This is a genomic window from Asticcacaulis endophyticus (genome assembly GCF_014652575.1).
GTDB lineage: Bacteria > Pseudomonadota > Alphaproteobacteria > Caulobacterales > Caulobacteraceae > Asticcacaulis > Asticcacaulis endophyticus.
Genome location: NZ_BMZB01000001.1, coordinates 1,817,227 through 1,835,461 on the forward strand (window position 1 = coordinate 1,817,227; position 18,235 = coordinate 1,835,461).

17 protein-coding genes are annotated in these 18,235 nt (G+C 57.2%); 13 read left to right on the plus strand and 4 right to left on the minus strand.

Features of this window, described 5'->3' with window-relative positions; translation table 11 throughout:
• Positions 1–16: 16 nt before the first annotated feature.
• Together IE102_RS08145 and IE102_RS08150 are read right to left on the minus strand one after the other, a co-directional pair.
• Complete coding sequence (locus IE102_RS08145; RefSeq protein ID WP_189485884.1) at positions 17–481, minus strand: RrF2 family transcriptional regulator; 465 nt, start codon at positions 479–481, stop codon at positions 17–19.
• Entirely contained in the window at positions 478–1,821 is a 1,344-nt protein-coding gene (locus IE102_RS08150) for an LLM class flavin-dependent oxidoreductase (protein ID WP_189485885.1), read from the minus strand. The genes IE102_RS08145 and IE102_RS08150 overlap by 4 nt, the downstream gene beginning before the upstream one ends.
• 209 nt (positions 1,822–2,030) lie before the next feature.
• On the opposite strand from IE102_RS08150, the gene IE102_RS08155 reads away from it, so the two are divergent.
• The 5 genes from IE102_RS08155 to IE102_RS08175 are packed head-to-tail and all read left to right on the plus strand — an operon-like array spanning position 2,031 to position 7,034.
• Positions 2,031–3,035: an ABC transporter substrate-binding protein gene (locus IE102_RS08155; protein WP_189485886.1), complete on the plus strand. Its 1,005-nt coding sequence runs from the start codon at positions 2,031–2,033 to the stop codon at positions 3,033–3,035.
• A gap of 2 nt (positions 3,036–3,037) precedes the next feature.
• The gene (locus IE102_RS08160) at positions 3,038–4,207 is read left to right on the plus strand and encodes an acyl-CoA dehydrogenase family protein (protein ID WP_189485887.1); all 1,170 of its coding nucleotides are present in this window, start codon (positions 3,038–3,040) and stop codon (positions 4,205–4,207) included.
• Positions 4,204–5,151 carry an NAD(P)-dependent oxidoreductase gene (locus IE102_RS08165; RefSeq protein WP_189485888.1) on the plus strand — a complete coding sequence of 316 codons (948 nt, stop codon included), beginning with the start codon at positions 4,204–4,206 and terminating at the stop codon, positions 5,149–5,151. Before IE102_RS08160 ends, IE102_RS08165 begins: the two co-directional genes overlap by 4 nt.
• Positions 5,152–5,163: 12 nt before the next feature.
• Positions 5,164–6,708, plus strand: a complete 1,545-nt coding sequence (locus tag IE102_RS08170) for an FAD-dependent oxidoreductase (RefSeq protein ID WP_189485889.1) — start codon at positions 5,164–5,166, stop codon at positions 6,706–6,708.
• Positions 6,705–7,034 (plus strand): 4Fe-4S dicluster domain-containing protein, encoded by a 330-nt coding sequence (locus IE102_RS08175; protein WP_189485890.1) that lies wholly within the window; start codon positions 6,705–6,707, stop codon positions 7,032–7,034. Before IE102_RS08170 ends, IE102_RS08175 begins: the two co-directional genes overlap by 4 nt.
• A gap of 64 nt (positions 7,035–7,098) precedes the next feature.
• Here the strand turns inward: IE102_RS08175 and IE102_RS08180 are convergent, their stop codons facing one another.
• Complete coding sequence (locus IE102_RS08180; protein WP_189485891.1) at positions 7,099–7,770, minus strand: peroxiredoxin-like family protein; 672 nt, start codon at positions 7,768–7,770, stop codon at positions 7,099–7,101.
• Between the two features lie 114 nt (positions 7,771–7,884).
• Positions 7,885–8,721 (minus strand): LysR family transcriptional regulator, encoded by an 837-nt coding sequence (locus IE102_RS08185; RefSeq protein ID WP_189485892.1) that lies wholly within the window; start codon positions 8,719–8,721, stop codon positions 7,885–7,887.
• Positions 8,722–8,992: 271 nt separating this feature from the next.
• On the opposite strand from IE102_RS08185, the gene IE102_RS08190 reads away from it, so the two are divergent.
• The 8 genes from IE102_RS08190 (at position 8,993) to IE102_RS08225 (ending at position 18,235) form a co-directional block, all read left to right on the plus strand.
• Positions 8,993–9,772, plus strand: coding sequence for an ABC transporter permease (locus IE102_RS08190; protein ID WP_189485893.1), 780 nt, complete (start codon positions 8,993–8,995; stop codon positions 9,770–9,772).
• Between the two features lie 5 nt (positions 9,773–9,777).
• On the plus strand, positions 9,778–10,617 hold the full coding sequence (locus tag IE102_RS08195) for an ABC transporter ATP-binding protein (RefSeq protein WP_189485894.1): 840 nt from the start codon (positions 9,778–9,780) through the stop codon (positions 10,615–10,617).
• Between the two features lie 2 nt (positions 10,618–10,619).
• Positions 10,620–11,240: a cysteine dioxygenase family protein gene (locus IE102_RS08200; RefSeq protein WP_189485895.1), complete on the plus strand. Its 621-nt coding sequence runs from the start codon at positions 10,620–10,622 to the stop codon at positions 11,238–11,240.
• On the plus strand, positions 11,237–12,469 hold the full coding sequence (locus IE102_RS08205; RefSeq protein ID WP_189485896.1) for a rhodanese-like domain-containing protein: 1,233 nt from the start codon (positions 11,237–11,239) through the stop codon (positions 12,467–12,469). Before IE102_RS08200 ends, IE102_RS08205 begins: the two co-directional genes overlap by 4 nt.
• A gap of 28 nt (positions 12,470–12,497) precedes the next feature.
• Positions 12,498–13,616, plus strand: coding sequence for an LLM class flavin-dependent oxidoreductase (locus IE102_RS08210; protein WP_189485897.1), 1,119 nt, complete (start codon positions 12,498–12,500; stop codon positions 13,614–13,616).
• A gap of 196 nt (positions 13,617–13,812) precedes the next feature.
• The gene (locus IE102_RS08215) at positions 13,813–16,392 is read left to right on the plus strand and encodes a TonB-dependent receptor plug domain-containing protein (RefSeq protein WP_189485898.1); all 2,580 of its coding nucleotides are present in this window, start codon (positions 13,813–13,815) and stop codon (positions 16,390–16,392) included.
• On the plus strand, positions 16,382–17,353 hold the full coding sequence (locus IE102_RS08220) for an ABC transporter substrate-binding protein (protein ID WP_189485899.1): 972 nt from the start codon (positions 16,382–16,384) through the stop codon (positions 17,351–17,353). Before IE102_RS08215 ends, IE102_RS08220 begins: the two co-directional genes overlap by 11 nt.
• Before the next feature lie 87 nt (positions 17,354–17,440).
• The gene (locus tag IE102_RS08225; protein ID WP_189485900.1) at positions 17,441–18,235 is read left to right on the plus strand and encodes a class II aldolase/adducin family protein; all 795 of its coding nucleotides are present in this window, start codon (positions 17,441–17,443) and stop codon (positions 18,233–18,235) included.

Genomic DNA, 18,235 nt, shown 5'->3' on the forward strand with positions numbered 1-18,235 from the left:
TAGATACATATATAAATCACCCCGTCTTGTCTGAAGCATAGGTCTTGTGATCATATGAACCGCTTGGTAAGCCGTTCAAACCTAAATCCGCGACAGTGAAGCCGTAGTAGACCTGACGGGAGGCGGCTAGAGCTGAGGATATAATTCCGTCCAGCCGGCAGGCTTCCGGGGTGACACACTGCACGCAGGTCGCCGGCAGTATCCGGGTGCAGGTGGCGGATGGGCGCTTCCCGTCCACGGCTTCGATTACGTGTTGAAGCCTTATCTGGTCGGCGGGCTTGGCCAGTATAAACCCGCCCTTGCGTCCGCGCATGGATTTCAGAAATCCATGCCTGCGCATGAGGTTGAGAATAAACTCGACGAAATGAAGCGGTGAATTGATCTGTTCTGAAATTTCAGGCGCCCGCAGGGGCGGGCCGAGATGTGACTTCGCCAGATATTGCATGACCCTGAGCGTTGTCTTGGCACGCTGTGTAATCATGCGGCGGAGCTGGCCTTACGGGCGGCGGTGTAGCGGTTTTCAGGCACGGCCAAGCCTAATGTGTCGCGGAAAGTTGTACCGGGGTAATCGGTTTTATAGAGGCCGCGCGCCTGCAGGATCGGCACGACCTGATCCACGAAAAGCTCCAGTTGTCCGGGCACGGATTCAAACAGGTTAAAGCCGTCCGCACCGCGGCCCTCCAGCCATTGCTGGAAACGGTCAGCGATAGTTTCCGGTGTGCCGACAAAATGACCTCGCGGGGTAGCTACACGCAGGGCGACCTCCCTTAAGGTCAGATTTTCGGCTTTTGCGATGGCGATGATGCGGCCGGAAGCGCTTTGGTTGCTTTTGGCCCCTTCGGCGGCGACCTCATACGGGAACGGGCCGTCAGGATCGTAAACACTAAAATTATGGTCGTTGAACGATCGGCCCAGTGCGCGAAGGGCATTTTCAAGCGACACTAGATTGGCCAGTTCGTGATAGCGGGCTTCGGCCTCTTCGGCGGTTGTGCCAACAAAGACACGCGCGCCCGGCAGGATGAAAACCTCATCCGGGTTTCGTCCAAATCCGGCGACGCGGGCTTTGACATCGGCGTAAAAGGCCTGCGCCTCGGTCAAATCGTCCTGATGGGTAAAGATGGCATCGGAATGTTTAGCGGCAAAGTTACGCCCGTCCTCGGAGGAACCGGCCTGAAAAATCACCGGCTGACCCTGACGCGAGCGGGAGATATTAAGCGGGCCCTTGACCAAGAGGAACTCGCCCTTGTGGTTCAGTTCATGCAGCTTATCGGGATCGAGGAACTGACCGCTGGCTTTATCGCGCACCAGGGCATCGTCTTCCCAACTGTCCCACAACCCTTTGACGACATCCAGATACTCACCGGCCAACCGGTAGCGGGTGTCGTGAGCCAGATGCTCGGCCTTGCCAAAATTGGCGGCGGAACCTTCCAGCCATGACGTGACGACGTTCCAGCCCGCACGGCCGCCGCTGATGTGATCAAGCGAGGCGAACTGACGGGCGATGTTGTAGGGCTCGGTATAGCTGACCGTGACCGTGGCAACGAGGCCGATGTGGTCGGTCACCGCCGCCAGCGCGGACAGAATGGTCAGCGGCTCAAAGCGGTTGAGATAGTGCGGGCTTGAACGCGCATTGATTGACACGCTGTCCGCCACGAATAGGTAGTCAAATTTGCCGCGTTCGGCCGTTTGCGCCTGCTGGGTATAGAATTTCAAACTGGTGCTGGCGTCAACCTGCGCGTCCGGATGCCGCCAGTCGTCCCAGCCGGGGCCGACGCCATGCAGGATAAAACCGAGTTTAAGCTGACGAGATGAGTTTGGCATAGGGGCGATCCTCGCACGAAATGAAACCTTTTCTCATAGGTAAGGGTAGGGCTCCGTACGCGGCAAACGCGATTTTCTGATAGGCCCATGAGCAATTTTCAAGTGAAGCTGTCTCATAAGCCGCGCTTATAGGTCAGGTGAGCAAATGTCGTTTGAGCATTTAAATCCGACTATTATTGTAGGAAATAATCGATCAACGAGAGTTTGCTATGACCTTACCAACTGGATTAGGGCTGTCGCGCCGTCACTTGCTTTTTGGTGCAGGTGCGCTTTTGCCGATGGGGCTATTGTCGGCCTGTGGCGCGAAGCCGGCGCAGCAGGCTTCCGGCCCTCTGCGCGTATCCATAACGGGCAAAGGCGAGAGCGACACGCGCTTGTTGTTCAAGGCAGCGGGTATCGAGACGGGGCTTGATCTGCACTACAGCGAATTTCAGGGTGGCAATCTGGTGGTTGAGGCCCTGAACGGCGGTTCGCTGGATTACGGGGGTATGAGCGAAATCCCGCCGATATTTGCGCTGGGCTCGCCCATCCAGAGTTTCCGCCAGATCGCCGTCTTGCACGGTGATGTCAATAATCAGGTCGTTCTGGTGCCCAAAGGCTCGAAGATTGAAAAACTCGAAGACCTGAAGGGCAAGCGGGTCGGTTATGTGCGGGCGACAACCTCGCAGTATTTCCTGATCAAGATGCTGGAATCGGTGGGCTTAAGTTTTGATGACATCACCCCGGTCGCCTTGGGCGTAACGGACGGGGCTTCGGCCTTTTCGCAAGGGGCGCTTGATGCCTGGGCAATCTATGGCTTTCCGATCCAGCGAGCGGTGGCGACCGAAGGGGCGCGCGTGCTTAAGACCGCGCTTGGGTTCTTATCTGGCAATTATCTAGTGGTCGCCCATGTCGATGCTTTGAAAAATCTGGCGAAAGTGGCGGAGATTCGTCAATATCTGGGGCTGCTGAGACAGGCCTATGCCTGGGCGGCGGGTCATCAGGATCAATGGGCGGAAATTGTCGCCAAAGAGATTGGCGTCCCGCTGGAATATGTCCGTGACCAGTTTGCGAACAAAAGCGACAATTATGAACTGCGCCCCGTGACCGAAGCCGCCATTCAGTCGCAGCAGGAGGTGGCCGATACCTTTACCAGAGCCGGTGTCCTGGCAAAGCCCGTGGATGTGCGCTTCCTGTGGGATGACCGATTCAATGATATTTTGGGGGCGGTCTGATCATGGGATTGGTAGCTTCTATTTCTGCGGTCGATGATCCGCTGGCCCCGCATAATCTGGAACGCCTGACGCAGGAACTGGCTGAGACGGCAGAAGTTTACGACCGCAGTGGCGAGTTTCCACGCCCTAACTTCGATATTTTGGCCCGCGAGGGACTGATCGGTCTGACCGTGTCCAAGGCCTATGGTGGGCGCGGGGCGGGGCTTGCGGACGGGCTGAAGGTTTTGGGGGCTGTCGCCAAAGGCGAGCCTTCCACAGCCCTTATTCTGTTTATGACCTATGCCTATCATGCGGCGGGGCGTGGGACGAACTGGCCCGAACGGCTTTACGAACAACTGGCTCAGGAAGCCGTTAACGGACGGGGTCTTATTGGCGGACTACGGGTTGAGCCAGAGTTGGGCACCCCGGTACGCGGCGGCTTACCCAAAACGACGGCGCGCCGTGTAGGGGACGCGTGGCGGTTGACCGGCACCAAGATTTACTCAACAGGATCAACGGGGCTTGATTGGTTTGCCGTCTATGCCCGAACCGATGAACCTGAGCCGCGCGTGGGTACATTTCTAGTCAAACCTGATGCGTCTGGCATCACTATAAACCCCGCCTGGGATCATTTGGGGATGCGGGCGACCGTGTCCCATGAAGTTGTGTTTGACAATACGCCGGTGCCGCTCACTCAGGCTGTGGATTTACGAACCCCACGCGAATGGAGTCTGGTGCCGCCTGATCCGGTGCATCTTTTGTGGAATGCTCTGGCGATTTCGACCATCTATGATGGTGTGGCGCGCGCGGCCAGAGACTGGCTACGGCAATACCTCAATGAACGGGTGCCGTCCAATCTGGGGGCGCCGCTGGCAAGCCTTGCACGTGTTCAGGAAAAGTTCGGGGAAATCGAAGCGCTGTTGTATGCCAACCGCGTCCTCATCGAGACCGCGGCGCAGCGTGCCGATGCGGGCGATCCGCCGACCGCAGCAGAAGGCAATGCTATTAAATTTGTCGCCACAGGTAATGCTATCCGTGCGGTCGAAATCGGGCTGGAACTGACTGGAAATCCGGGACTCAGCCGCAAGAATCCGCTGGAGCGTCACTACCGTGATGTTTTGTGCTCGCGCATTCATTCACCGCAAAACGACACCATTCTTACCGCCTTTGGAAAATCAGGACTTTCTCTATGACTTTGGTAATTGCGTCCCAACTTGAAGCGGGGTTTAACGACGAACTGCGCGACCATCCTGCACGTCCGCAGGTCATTGATGTCCCGGAAGAGACGCCGTGGGATGCAGCCAAAAGTGCTGATGTGCTGCTGGTGCGGCCCTCACCGGTATGGAAGAAAAGCCTGTCTTCGCCACGACCTGATCTGTGGCCGGGACGCTTGAAATGGGTCTATAGCGCGTCTACCGGTGTGGATTATTATCCGAAATGGTTGCTGGAAGCGCCGCTGGTGACCTGCGGGCGGGGCGTTGCGGCCGATGAAATCGCCGATTACATTATCTCGGCCATCTATCACCGCGCCAAAGACCTCGAAGGGGCGCGGGTAAGGTCTTTAAGCGAATGGCGGCAAATTCCCCTTGGGCGGGTGACCGGATCGACAATTGGCATAATTGGCTTTGGCGCGATCGGGCAGGAAGTGGCAAGGCGGGTGATTGCCCTGGGCGCGAACGTCACGGCGGTCCGACGGCGTGATCAGGCCAGTCCGGTGGTGGGTGTTACCTTACTGGGGTCGATTAGCGAAGTCGTGGCGTCTGCCGATCACATTCTTCTGGCACTACCCGGAACGCCTGCCACCCAAAAGGTCATCAACCGGGCGGTTCTGGCCCATGCCAAACCCACGGCGCATCTGATTAACATTGCGCGCGGGTCCGTGCTTGATCAGGACGCCTTGCTTGAGGCGCTGGATAGTGGACGGCTGGCCTATGCGACTTTGGATGTCACTGATCCTGAGCCCTTGCCGGAGGGGCACCGTCTCTACACGCATTCAAAGGTGCGCCTAACGCCGCATATATCGTCCAACTATCTGGTCGTTCGCCATCGCCTGCTGGAAAAGGTGGCAAATGACATCGCCCTCTTCACGCGCGGTGAGACGCCGTCCGATGTGGTCGATGCGGCGGCCGGTTACTAGGCGTTAAACCCTATGTCGCGCACCGTTTATTCCACAGATGTGCTGGTCATCGGTGGCGGGCTGGCGGGGTGCTGGGCCGCCGTGGCAGCGGTGCGGGAAGGGGTCAGGGTCATCCTGGCCGAAAAAGGCTATGTCGGCACCAGCGGGGTTACGGCAACCGCCGGGCCGGGCCATTGGTGGGTGCCGCCTAACCCGCCGGAATTGCGCCAGAAAGCGATAGCCGAACGCCATGCGCGGGGCATGGGACTGTCAGATCCGCAATGGATGGCGCGGATCATTGATACCACCTGGAAAACCCTGCCGACCCTGTCGAACCATTATCACTTCTATACCGAAAATGGCGTCACCCACTATCGCGGTCTGCGCGGGCCGGAATATATGCGCGCCATGCGGGCTTTAGCCATAGAGGCGGGCGTGACGATTATGGATCAGAGTCCAATACATGACCTGACGCTGGCTGCCGATGGGAGCGTGGCGGGCGCGGTCGGAGAGCACCGGCAGTTACAACAGGCTTTTGAAGTCAAGGCTGGCGCAGTCGTTATGGCGACGGGCGGCTGCGCCTTCTTTTCCCACCTGCTCGGCAGCGGTAACAATACCGGAGATGGCTACCGTATGGCGGTGGCGGCCGGGGCTGATCTGTCCGGCATGGAGTTCACCAACTACTATACGGTAGCACCCGTAAGATCGAACATGACACGCTCGATGGCCTATAGCTTTGCGCGCTATTTCGATAGCGTCGGACGGGAGCTGGATATTAAGCCTGGGCCGGAGGTCAATGAGGCATTGGCCAAGGCACTGATGCGTGGAAAGGTGTTCTGCTGGCTCGACCGTGTGCCGCAGGACATTCAGGCGATCATGCCTCACGTTCAGCCAAACTTTGTTGCCCCGTTCGACCGGCGTGGCATAAACCCCTACCGTGACCGTTTCGAGGTTACGCTGCGCGGGGAAGGCACCATTCGCGGTATTGGCGGCATTAATGTGATTGATGACGCCTGCCAGACCCGTGTGCCGGGGCTGTTTGCGGCCGGAGATGCCGCCACACGTGAGTTGATTGCCGGTGCGGTATCAGGCGGCGGCGCGCAAAACTCGGCCTGGGCTTTGTCATCGGGCCAGTGGGCCGGGCGGGGCGCGGCGCGCCGTCGTCAGATCAGGACGAGTGAGGTCGTGTCCATGCGCATTTCGGGGGCGCCGTTATTATCGGTTGAAGAGGTTGTGACCGCCGTGCGGCAAGAGATGGAACCACCCGCGAAAAATATGTTCCGCAGCGACAGCCAGTTGCGGCGCTCATTGCAGCGAATGGATGCCGTCTGGGCGGCGGTGCGCGACCGCCCGGTCTCTTCAGAAAGGTGGCGGGATCAGGCTTTGCGGGCCACAGTCGCTACCGCGCGCTGGAGCCTCAACGCGGCGCTTACCAGAACCGAGAGCCGTGGAATGCATAGGCGCACCGATTTTCCGGCGCTTGACCCGCATCAGGCGCACCGGCTGATCGTTTCCGGCATGGATCAGGTCGCGGTATGCCCGCATTTTGCGTTGGCCACACCTTTGGAAGCGCTATGATTGCTGATCTTGATCCGTCTATATGTAATGGCTGCGGCGTCTGTGTGCAGATATGTCCGGCGAATGTATTTGATATGGGCGCGGGCACGCCTGTCATTGCCCGCACCGACGATTGCCAGACCTGTTTTCTATGCGAACTCTATTGTGAGACGGACGCTATATATGTCGATCCCGACTGTGAAGCGCCGGTCGCGGTGGACCGTGAGCAGATTTCCCCCCTTCGTGGCAAGTTCAGGCGTGAGTCCGGCTGGGGCGAACAGGCCGCAGAACATCCTAACCTGCACTGGCGCATGGACGAGATTTTTCGACGGGCGCGGGAGGCGTAAATCCCAAAAAAGTAAGGCCGTGCTTGACACGGCCTTTAAGTTTCAGAGGATGCGGTCAGAGGCTTTAAGCCGCATCCTGCTGACGTGTGAGATGGGCGAGTATGGTCTCGGATTCAGTGCGCTTAAGCCAGTCGGGGCTGACCTCAACAAACTGCACAATACCGTCCTTATCGGCCAGGATGACGGTCGGCTGCGGCAGTATCCAGCTTTGGGTGCCGGTCAGATCACCTATCCAGTTGGCCGGGGGCGGTGATGGTTTATCAATAGGTTCAAAGGTAATCCCCAGCGCATTGCCAAAGTGGTTATCTGTATCCGAGGCGACGGTAAAACCCAGATCGTGGCGTGTTTCAATATCAATCAAGCCTTCGGGCACATGTGGAGAAACCGCAATCAGCCGAATGCCCCGCCGCTTAAGCTCAGGCCACAGGGTGCGCTGATAATGGGGCAGGGCGATATTGCAGGCGGGGCAGCCCGCATACCGAAAAAATATGAACACCGTCCCGGCCTCACCCAGATCGGCGGGCGTGATCGTGCCGCCTTCGACATTTTTAAGGGCAAACTCAGGCAGTTTTTCACCCGCCGATATGTGAGTATCCGGTGCGTACTGCCTGACCAAGGCTTGTCGTTGATCGATATTTTTCTGAAGCTGGGCTGCAGGCCATGTCCGTTCACGTTCGGCGTGGAGGGCTTCGAATTGCGCAGTCAGACTGTCAATTGATGTGGGCGCATAGGTCATGAGGGGAACTCCATGAGAGCGCATCCCAAAGATACGCAGACAAACAGAATTTCATGTTAGCGGGTCATCCACAGGGGAAAAAACGAAAAATGCCAAAGCCTTGATGAGTAATATTTATAGGTCACCGATGATATTGCGCGTCAGTTCGGCCAGACGATAAGAGGCCGGATCGAGGCCCTCGGCGGTCTCAACGACGCATGAAATGTTCGGCAGTTCAGGCAAGCGTGTATCTTCAAGCACTGGCAGGTCATGCAGGAACAGATGGGTACGGCAACTGACGGCTAGCCCCGCCTGTACAGCCGCCTTAAGGGTCGACAGGTTTGGTGTTTCGACCGCAATCCGATATGGGATATCGGCATTTTCAAGGGTGCGGATAGCCGCTTCGCGGAACCGGCAGGGTTGCTCAATGACAGCCAGAGGCACCACGGCCTTGCGGGTCAGTTCTACACTGCCATACCATTTCATGGCGGCGGATTTGACGGCGTTGGCATCCTGACTACCGGCAAAGCCTACGATAATATCAAGTTGTCTGCGTTCCAGCAGGGTTTGTAGCTCCGCAGTACCGGCAACCCTGGCAAAAATCTGGGCATCGGGATGCAGACTGGCGAATGTGCCTAAAAGTCCGGTCAGCAAGGTGTCAGCAAAGTCCTGGACCATGCCGATCCGAACCGGTCCGGAAAATTCATGATTGGAAACGGCTGCGACCGCTTCATCGTGCAGGGACAAGACGCGCCTTGCATAGTCGAGCAGCACATCGCCTGCGGGCGTTAGCGTCAGGCGGCGGCCGTCCCGCACAAACAGCGATTGCTGAACCAGTTCTTCCAGTCGCTTGACCTGAAGGCTGAGGGCCGACTGGGTGACAAATACCTGTTCTGACGCATTGAGCATAGAGCCGGTGTCAACAATGGCGACGAAGCTTCTGATGAGGTTGGTGGGCAGGTTGACAGGCATGATCTCACTTTAATTTTCGAGAATGACCGGTGCTTTATAGGATGCTGCCCGCATTTTTCACAAACCCGTTTGGCTGAGGTCAGGCTTTAATAAAACTAATTTTGTTTTATTTTTAATGATGATAATCCGCCCTGGTCTCCCAGGGTTTCTTATTTTTAAGCGGGTCAAGTCGTCAGATGAGAAATGCTTATAGCTGTCCCGAATAATTCTCAATTGAAAGAGTAGGAAATTGATACCTTAATGCCGGTCCGTATTCGCGTGATCAGGTGCCATGACCCAACCCAATCTCATCCTCAATTATCTTTCAAAGGCGCGCTGGCTGTCGCCCGTGGCGTTACTGCTGCTCTGGGAAGCTGGCTCAAGGTCGGGCCTTATTCCTGAACGCACATTGGCCGCTCCGTCAGCGGTGCTATCGACGTTGGTAGACATGGTGTTGTCAGGAGAATTGCCGTCAAACCTTGTGGTGTCAGGCGGGCGTATCCTGATCGGTCTGGCCATTGGCGTTAGTCTGGGAATCATTCTGGGCTTGGTGTCCGGTCTATCCAAACAAGGTGAGGTGGCGGTCGATCCTTTAATGCAGATCAAACGCACGATCCCGGCTCTGGCCCTGACGCCCTTGTTTATCGTCTGGTTCGGGATCGGTGAGACGCCCAAGGTGGCGCTGATCGCCTTTGCGACCGTCTTTCCGGTCTACCTCAATCTTTACAGCGGTATTCGCGGTGTCGATGTCCGCCTCGTTGATGCGGCGCGCAGTTTCGGCCTGAGCCGGGCTGAGCAGATATGGCATGTCATCTTGCCGGGTGCCTTGCCATCGCTGCTGGTGGGTTTGCGGTTTTCCTTATCTATATCGATTCTGGTGCTGGTTGTGGCTGAGCAGATCAATGCCTCGGCAGGGCTCGGTTACCTGATCAACAATGCCCGCGATTTCATGCGCACCGACATCATTGTGGTGTGCCTGATGGTCTATGCGGTCCTGGGCCTTCTGGCCGATGCGTTTGTGCGGTTTCTGGAAGCGGGCGCACTCGCCTGGCGTCCGAGTTTAGTAGGGTAAAGATCATGAATGCTATTTTATCGACCCTGCAGACCGGCTTTACGCGTCAGTTCCTAAGATACGAAGATCAGCGTGCGTCCTCATCTACCGCCAATACGACCGGGGGTCTGGTCAGGCTGCGGGGCTTTACGCGGCGCTTTGGTGATAATGCGATCATTGAAGGCCTTGATCTGGACATTGCGCCGGGTGAGTTCGTCTCGCTTCTGGGGCGATCGGGCAGTGGCAAGACCACGTTGTTGCGCACGCTGGCTGGTCTTGATAGCGCCGAAGGTCAGGACGTGACGATCCCACAGACCCGCGCCGTGGTCTTTCAGGATGCGCGCCTTTTGCCGTGGAAGCGGGTTTGGCGCAATGTGGCGCTGGGCTTGAGGGGGTCTGATGTCCGCCAAAGGGCCGAAGCGGCCTTGCGCGAAGTTGGACTTGATCATCGTCTGGATGCCTGGCCGCTGACCTTATCGGGCGGGGAATCGCAGCGGGTGGCATTGGCGCGGGCTCTGGTGCGTGAGCCGCAGTTGCTGCTAATGGATGAGCCGTTTGCCGCGCTGGACGCTCTGACGCGCTTTCGGGTACATGAACTGGTGCTGCGGTTGTGGTCGGTGCATCGGCCCAGTGTGATGCTGGTGACCCACGATGTCGATGAAGCCATCAAGCTTAGTGACCGGGTTCTGGTGCTGGATAAGGGCCGGATTGTCGCGGAAGAGCGCATCACGGCCCCGCGCGGAGAGCGTGAAATTCTGACCGTGGAGTTGCGCGAGGCACTTTTAAGTAAACTCGGCACCGGCCGTATTGAAGATGATGCCGATATCGCCGCCGTCTTTGACGATAAGCCCAATATCCCGTTTTGATCATGGCCGGTCTTTCATCCTTAGCGCCGGTTTCATCATCGGTGCCAAACTTAGGGCGTCTGCGGCAGTTCGTGGCCGATATGTCCGATGTCGTCGATCAGGGCGATGACGAAGCTGCTATTCTGGCCGCAGGTAAAGTGCTGCTTGAGCGGCTGATTGCCGTCGATGACTGGCTGCCCAATGAGTATGCCCGTCCACATCCGGAGCGATATCAGCAGTATCTTTTGCACTGCGACAGTCGTGAGCGTTTCTCCGTGGTCAGCTTTGTGTGGGGCGCAGGTCAGGCCACGCCGATCCACGACCACACGGTTTGGGGCCTGGTCGGCGTCTTGCGCGGGGCTGAATATGTCGAAAGCTATCGGCGCGCACCGTCCGGTTTTGAATATAGCGCGCCGCCTGCGGTTCTCCAACGCGGTGAGGTTGATGCCGTCAGCCCCAGAATCGGTGATGTCCACCGTGTCTCTAATGGTGTCGAAGGCGGTGTGTCGGTCAGCATCCATGTCTACGGCGCCAATATCGGCGCGGTCCGGCGCGCGACCTATGTACCGGATGGTACGCCCAAGCCCTTTATTTCCGGCTATGCCAATACTCATCTGCCCAATCTATGGGATCGCTCTAAATGACTTTAATCACCGCTCACGACATCAGAAGCGCCTGGATTTTAGGGCAGGAAATCGCCCTTATCGATGTGCGCGACGAAGCCGACTTTGCTCAAGGACATCCGTTATTTGCCGCCCAGATTTCGCTGTCACGCATCGACGTTGAGGCGCACTGGCGCATTCCCCGCCGTGACGTTCTGCTGGTGGTTTATGACGACGGTGAAGGTCTGGCGCAGTCGGCGGCCGATAAGTTTGCCGATCTGGGCTATGAACAGATCCGGCTGCTGAAAGGGGGGCTTCAGGGCTGGCAGGAAGCCGGGTTTGAACTGTTTGAGGATGTCAATTCGTACGCCAAGGCCTTCGGAGAGTTGGTTGAGCATCGCCGTCATACGCCGTCGCTAACCTCGCCGGAAGTTAAGGCGCTCATTGACGCCAAGGCCAACGTCGTCGTGCTCGATGCCCGCCGGTTTGATGAATATAATACCATGTCGATCCCAACCGGTATTTCGGTGCCTGGGGCGGAACTGGTGCTGAATGCGCAAGCGCTAGCACCTGATCCGGAGACGACCATCATCGTCAATTGCGCCGGTCGCACACGCTCCATTATCGGCACCCAGTCTCTGATCAATGCCGGCATTCCCAATAAGGTCGTCGCTCTGCGCAATGGTACAATCGGCTGGACTTTGGCGGGGCAGGAATTGGATAAAGGTCAGACTCGAAAGGGGTTCCAGTCGCCGCCGGAAACGCAGGAGACGCGCAATCTGGCCCGTAACGTTGCCTACCGCGCCGGCGTTAAGCGCATCACCCTGTCAGATTTGAAGCTACTTGAGCAGGACACAGGGCGTACACTCTACCGGTTTGATGTACGCCAGAAAGATAGCTTTGAGGCCGGGCATATTGCAGGCTTTGCCAATGTCCCCGGTGGGCAACTGGTGCAGGAGACCGATCATTACGTCCCTGTCCGCGGGGCGCGGATCGTCCTGTCGGACAATATCGGCGCACGGGCGGATATGAGCGCGTCCTGGCTGGCTCAGATGGGGTGGGAAGTCTATGTGCTCGACGGCGGTTTTGATGGTCCCTTGGTGACCGGACCAGATGGCGCACCACCGCCACGCGGACCGGAAGGGCGCTACCGCAGGCCTTATGAAGGCACGGAAAACCCGGTCGCCGCCATGCAGGCCTATCTCGACTGGGAATACGGATTGGTCGGGCAACTGGCGCGTGATGCCAGCCACGGCTTTTATGTCATTTGAAGTATTAAATTAGAACAGGAGACGGCTCATGAGCGTCAAATTTATCGGCTATATCGGTTTTAACAATCTGTCCGAGATTCATAGCCCGACGGCTAAAATCCTGGGTGATGGGGTGGAGCAGCGCAACCGGGTTCTGGATGTGGATTATGTCAATGCGGCCGCAAAAGCTCAGGAAGACGGCGGCTTTGACCGCGTGCTGATCCCCTTTGGCTCCAATAGTCCGGAAAGCCAGATTGTCGCCGCCCATGCCGCCGCTATCACCACCAAGCTTGGCTTTCTGGTGGCTCATCGTCCGGGCTTTACGCAGCCCACTCTGGCGGCTCGGCAACTGGCGACGCTGGATCAGTTATCGGGCGGGCGCGTAGCCGTCCACATCATCACCGGCGGGGCCGATGAGGAAATGGCCCGTGACGGTGATCACACCCAAAAGCCGCAACGCTATGCTCGTACGGATGAGTATCTTGATGTCCTTAAGCGCGAGTGGACGGCAACGACGCCGTTCGACCATGAGGGCAAGTTCTATAATGTCAGGCAGGCGTTTTCAGCGGTTAAGCCGGACAATCTGCCGGTCTTTTTCGGCGGCTCATCGGAGGAGGCGATTGAAGTGGCTGGTAAGCACGCCGATGTCTATGCCACCTGGGGCGAGACGCTGGAGCAGACCCGCGAAATCATCAGCCGCATCCGCAATTCCGCGGCGAAACATGGCCGGACGGGACTTGGCTTCTCACTGTCCCTGCGTCCGGTGATTGCCGATACCGAAGAGGCCGCCTGGAAAAAAGCCGATGAGATCGTCGAGCAGGTCAAGGCTGTGCGCGTCGCCGCAGGTCTGCCCATCAGTGGTCATACACCGCCCAATATTGGTGCCCAAAGACTGCTGGAAACCGCCTCATCCGGTCGTCGTGATGGACGGCTGTGGACGGGGGTGGCGGCACTTACCGGAGCGGCTGGCAATTCAACCGGCTTAGTCGGCACGCCGGAGCAGGTGGCGGACGCACTGCTTGAATATTATGATCTCGGTGTCGATCACTTCCTGATCCGTGGCTTTGATCCGTTAGGGGATGCCATAGATTACGGACGTGACCTGATACCATTAGTCCATGAAAAAGTAGAAAAGTTTAAGTATAAACGGGCATCTCTGGCAAGCTGAGGAAATCGTTACAAATATAGATTTGGCCCATATATCTTATGGGCCTTTTTTATTGCTTGGTAGATTGGATCTATAATCGGTTGGGTGGAGATTTAGGCAGCAAAGGTTAAGTTTTCTAAATATAAGGCCGAATACATATCGTTAGAAAATAATTTCGTACTCATTTAGTGGGGTTATATCAACTCTGGGGCAAATTATGTTGCGATATTCAAAATTCATTTTCACGGGCCCGGTTCTTTTGGGCTTATTTGCCGGGACGGCCTGGGCTGCACCCGACCCGGTGGCTGCACCTGACGATAGCGCGGTTGAGACCGTGATCGTCACCGGTATTCGCGGCGGGGTGCCGCGCACCGTCGCTGATAGTCCAGCACCCATCGATGTTATCAGTGCTGAAAAGCTCGATTACACCGGCAATGCCGAATTCGGTGAGGCGCTCACCAAGATCCTGCCGTCGTTTAATTTTGGGGCCACTCACGCCGGGGTGAACTCTATTGTACGTCCGGTCACCAACCGCAGTCTGGGGCCGGCCTACACGCTGGTGCTGGTCAACGGTAAGCGCCGTCACAACGGCTCGTTGATTACCAATGGCGGCGGAGATTCGTCGGGCGTTAACCCGGTTGACCTTGACCTTGTTCCGACCAGCGGGATTTCCCGTATTGAAGTGTTGAAAGATTCAGCGGCCGCGCAGTATGGCTCTGATGCCGTGGCGGGCGTGATCAACATCCAGCTTGATCGACGGTCTGAGGGTTTAGGGGGCTCTGTCACTTACGGCGAATTGTTTGACGGCGGTGGTGACCTTGGCAACTATAAGGCCGATGTCCACGGCGGCTTTAAACTGGGAGAAAATGGCGGCTTTGTCCACCTGAGTGCAGACGTGCGCAAACGCGGCGGCGCATGGTGGAACCCGAAAGCCACCGACATCAATCTGTATGGCCGCCCGGCTAACCGAACCGTGGCGCAGGTGGTGGCGACATCAGGGCTGACGCAGGCGCAGGTCGAAGCCAATGTCGCGGAGGCCAATGCGCGCAATGACCAGTGGGATCGTGACGGCGCGCATAACGGCAACCCGGAGATCAAGGCGTGGAATTTGGGTTACAATAGCGAACTCCCGCTTGAGAACGGACTGACGCTTTATTCATTTGGGACTTACGGCGAACGCGATACTGAAATCGGCAATAATCTGCGCCGCCCTAATGGTGTGGCCAGTTTCACGGCCCTGTTCCCGGACGGCTATTATCCGCTTAACAACACCCATGAATATGATTTTCAGGTCGTGGCCGGGGCACGCGGGCAGGCGATTGGCTGGGATTGGGACTATTCATTGTCCGGCGGTAAAAACCGTAATCATCAGTTCTCCAAGCTGACCATCAAGCCATCGCTGGGGCCGACCAGCCCGACCTACTGGCCTAATCTGGCGACCTTTCAGTTCACGCAGTGGACGCATAATCTGGATGTGACGCGCGGCTTTGACTGGGGGTTGGCGACGCCGGTGCAAGTCTCAGCAGGCCTTGAATACCGCATCGAACAATTTGAAACCTTTGCGGGGGATGAACTCGCGTGGCGGGCGGATGCCTATGTCATCCGTCCGGGTGATCAGCAGTATGACTGGAACGTAGGCCTTGCTGCATCACCGGTCGTGCAGGCGGCGGTCGTGTTGTCGCCCGCCGATGAAGCCGATATTGAGCGCCAGGTCAGTGCAGCCTATGTCGATCTGGGGTTTAATCCAACCGAAGACTGGTATGTCGGTTTGGCGGTGCGTGCCGAGCATTACAGCGATACCGGCGACAGCCCGTTCGGCGCTAAGATTAATTCCCGATATGATTTTACCGACAGCTTTGCCATTCGCGGCACCTTGGGAACGGGGTTTCGTGCGCCATCCTTGACGCAGGTGGCGTATGCGCAAACCGATGGCCGCACGGCCTTGGTATTTAATCCACTTACCAACCAGACCGAGCTTCAACCCAACGTCGCCAAGTTGGTGACGGCGGACTCGGTTGTCGGCAAACTCCTGGGGGCCGAACCGCTCAAGGCTGAAAAGTCATGGAATGCTGGCCTTGGGTTTGTGTGGCATCCACTGGATAATCTTAGCGTGACGGCCGATGCCTTCTATATCAACATCAAGGATCGTATTGCCCGCACCGGACGTCTGTCGGGCACGCAGATCAGCGCGATCCTGGCGGCCAATAATCTGTCGGCTATCCAGTCGGTGGAATACTTTATCAATGCCGTCGATACCGACACGGGCGGCGTGGATGTCGTGGTTGACTATCGTAAAGCGCTCGGACGGTTTGGGCGCCTGAACCTGAATGCCGCCTTCAACTATTCCGAAACCAATATCAAGAAAATTGCAGAGACGCCGTCTGAACTCAAAGACTCCAATGGTAACTCTATCCTTGGAGCGGGTTTCTACTTCTTCGGGGGCGATAAGGTCGGTGAGCTTGAAGAACTTCTGCCGCACACCAAGACCACACTCAATGCGGCTTGGTCCATTGCCAGCTTTACCACCAACCTGACGGTGTCGCATTACGGCGAATATGTGCAGCGGCAAGCCGCCGGTGATGACCGCCGTTTTGGCGCCAAGACCATCACAGATCTGGATGTCGCCTATGCGGTGACGGAGCGGGTCAAACTGTCGGTCGGTGGCACCAATATCTTTGATGTTCGCCCGGAACTGAACGGACCGGGCTCGCCTCAGACCGGACAGGGCTATTACGGGCCATCCCCATTTAACCCCAACGGCGGTTATTATTACACGAGGGTCTCTTATGAATTTTAGTCGCCGTATTGTTCTGGCGGGCGGGGCGACGTTGTTTGGCAGCGCCGCTTTTGGCCTCTCGGCCTGCCGGCCTAAGCCTGCGGGTAAAACCAAGCTGGTGCTGGGGGATCAGGTATTTCTGCTGCGGTCGCGCTTGGAGGCCGCCGGTCAGTTAAAAGATCTACCCTATGAGGCTGAGTTTGCCAATTTCGCCGGGGCCGCGCCGCTGCTTGAGGCGCTGAATGCCGGGGCTGTCGATACGGCCATAGCGGGTGACATTCCGGCCATATTTGCCGCGGCGGCGGGGGTGCCACTCAAAATCGTGGCGGCGGGCAGGTCTTCGGCGCGCGATATCGCCCTCATCGTACCTAATGGGTCGGATGTCACCTCGGTCGCAGGCTTGCGGGGTCGTAAGGTTATTGTCTCGACCGCCCGCGGCTCGATCTCGCATTACCTGCTTTTGGCGGCGCTCGAAGAAGCGGGCGTGCCGGAAAAAGAGGTCGATATCGGGTTCATGTTACCTAACGATGCTGCGGCCGCATTCTCTGCCGGACAGATCGAGGCTTGGGCCATATTTGGCATCTATCAGGCGAAGGCCGAGGCCGAAGGGGCGCGCATATTGCGGACAGGCGAGGGGATCAATACCGGGCTTGGGCTCATTGTCGCTTCGGATAAGGCCCTGGCTGATTCAGCCAAGCGTGAAGCCATCGCGGATATCCTTAAACGGATAAGCCGCGCCAATGAATGGTGTGTTAAAAATCCTGACGCCTATGCGAAGATATTTGCGGAACGGACCGGCGTGTCGGAGGCAATTGCCCGTACGGTGGTGAGCTGGAACAATCCTGAATTTGTCGGGCCAACACCGGAGGTTATCGCGCTTTTGCAGCGCCAGACCGATAAGTTTCATGGCTACGGGGTGCTGACCAAGTCAGTCAATATCGCTACCATCACCGATACCAGCCTCACGCATAACCGTAGCTAATAGCCGGAATTAAAATATCTCATTAGCTGAAGTCGGTATGTTGGGGTAACGCTAAATCCTAGTCAATTTGTTTTAAATGGGTGTTACATGGTCGCCGCGCTCAAAGACGTTTCCCAACAGCCTGCGCATTTTACCGAAGCCGAATGGAAGGTCCGGGTTGATTTGGCGGCGTTTTACCGCCTGTCAGCGCTTTATGGGTGGGACGATCTGATCTTCACCCATATTTCGGCGCGGGTGCCGGGGCCGGATCACCATTTTCTGATCAACCCGTTTGGACTAACCTTCGATGAGATTACCGCCTCATCACTGGTCAAGGTCGATTTGGACGGTAATCTGATTGGCGAGCATGAATACGGCATCAACTATGCCGGCTATGTCATCCATTCGGCTATCCATGCCGCCCGCGAGGATGCCCATTTCGTGGCTCACTTCCACTCTCCGGATGGTATGGCCGTATCCGCCCATAAAGAGGGGCTTTTACCGCTCAATCAGCGGGCATTAGCGATTATTCCGCGCCTTTCCTACCACGATTATGAAGGTGTAGCGCTTAATTTGGATGAGCGGGAACGCCTAGTAGCCGATATTGGTGAAACCAAACTCATGCTGCTGCGCAATCATGGCACTCTGGCGGTGGGGGCCCATGTTGGCGAGGCGTGGGGCAATATCTATCAGCTTGAGGCCGCCTGCACCGCGCAGGTGCGCACGCTGTCCATCGGTCGTGAGGGGGTGCTAATTGCCCCCGAAGAGGCCCAGGAGGAGGTGCGCCGCCAGATGAGTGCGCGAAACCCGATCGCTCAGGAAGGCAAGCGCTCGTTCCATGATCTGGTGTGGGAAGCTTCACTTCGAAAGGCTCATCGTTTCTCACCTGGTTTTGATCAGTAA

Coding starts and splice junctions, on each gene's coding strand:
- IE102_RS08195 (WP_189485894.1), top strand. CDS start 9,778: ATGAATGCTATTTTATCGACCCTGCAGACCGGCTTTACGCGTCAGTTC.
- IE102_RS08145 (WP_189485884.1), bottom strand. CDS start 481: ATGATTACACAGCGTGCCAAGACAACGCTCAGGGTCATGCAATATCTG.
- IE102_RS08155 (WP_189485886.1), top strand. CDS start 2,031: ATGACCTTACCAACTGGATTAGGGCTGTCGCGCCGTCACTTGCTTTTT.
- IE102_RS08215 (WP_189485898.1), top strand. CDS start 13,813: ATGTTGCGATATTCAAAATTCATTTTCACGGGCCCGGTTCTTTTGGGC.
- IE102_RS08225 (WP_189485900.1), top strand. CDS start 17,441: ATGGTCGCCGCGCTCAAAGACGTTTCCCAACAGCCTGCGCATTTTACC.
- IE102_RS08185 (WP_189485892.1), bottom strand. CDS start 8,721: ATGCCTGTCAACCTGCCCACCAACCTCATCAGAAGCTTCGTCGCCATT.
- IE102_RS08165 (WP_189485888.1), top strand. CDS start 4,204: ATGACTTTGGTAATTGCGTCCCAACTTGAAGCGGGGTTTAACGACGAA.
- IE102_RS08190 (WP_189485893.1), top strand. CDS start 8,993: ATGACCCAACCCAATCTCATCCTCAATTATCTTTCAAAGGCGCGCTGG.
- IE102_RS08175 (WP_189485890.1), top strand. CDS start 6,705: ATGATTGCTGATCTTGATCCGTCTATATGTAATGGCTGCGGCGTCTGT.
- IE102_RS08205 (WP_189485896.1), top strand. CDS start 11,237: ATGACTTTAATCACCGCTCACGACATCAGAAGCGCCTGGATTTTAGGG.
- IE102_RS08220 (WP_189485899.1), top strand. CDS start 16,382: ATGAATTTTAGTCGCCGTATTGTTCTGGCGGGCGGGGCGACGTTGTTT.
- IE102_RS08200 (WP_189485895.1), top strand. CDS start 10,620: ATGGCCGGTCTTTCATCCTTAGCGCCGGTTTCATCATCGGTGCCAAAC.
- IE102_RS08180 (WP_189485891.1), bottom strand. CDS start 7,770: ATGACCTATGCGCCCACATCAATTGACAGTCTGACTGCGCAATTCGAA.
- IE102_RS08150 (WP_189485885.1), bottom strand. CDS start 1,821: ATGCCAAACTCATCTCGTCAGCTTAAACTCGGTTTTATCCTGCATGGC.
- IE102_RS08160 (WP_189485887.1), top strand. CDS start 3,038: ATGGGATTGGTAGCTTCTATTTCTGCGGTCGATGATCCGCTGGCCCCG.
- IE102_RS08210 (WP_189485897.1), top strand. CDS start 12,498: ATGAGCGTCAAATTTATCGGCTATATCGGTTTTAACAATCTGTCCGAG.
- IE102_RS08170 (WP_189485889.1), top strand. CDS start 5,164: ATGTCGCGCACCGTTTATTCCACAGATGTGCTGGTCATCGGTGGCGGG.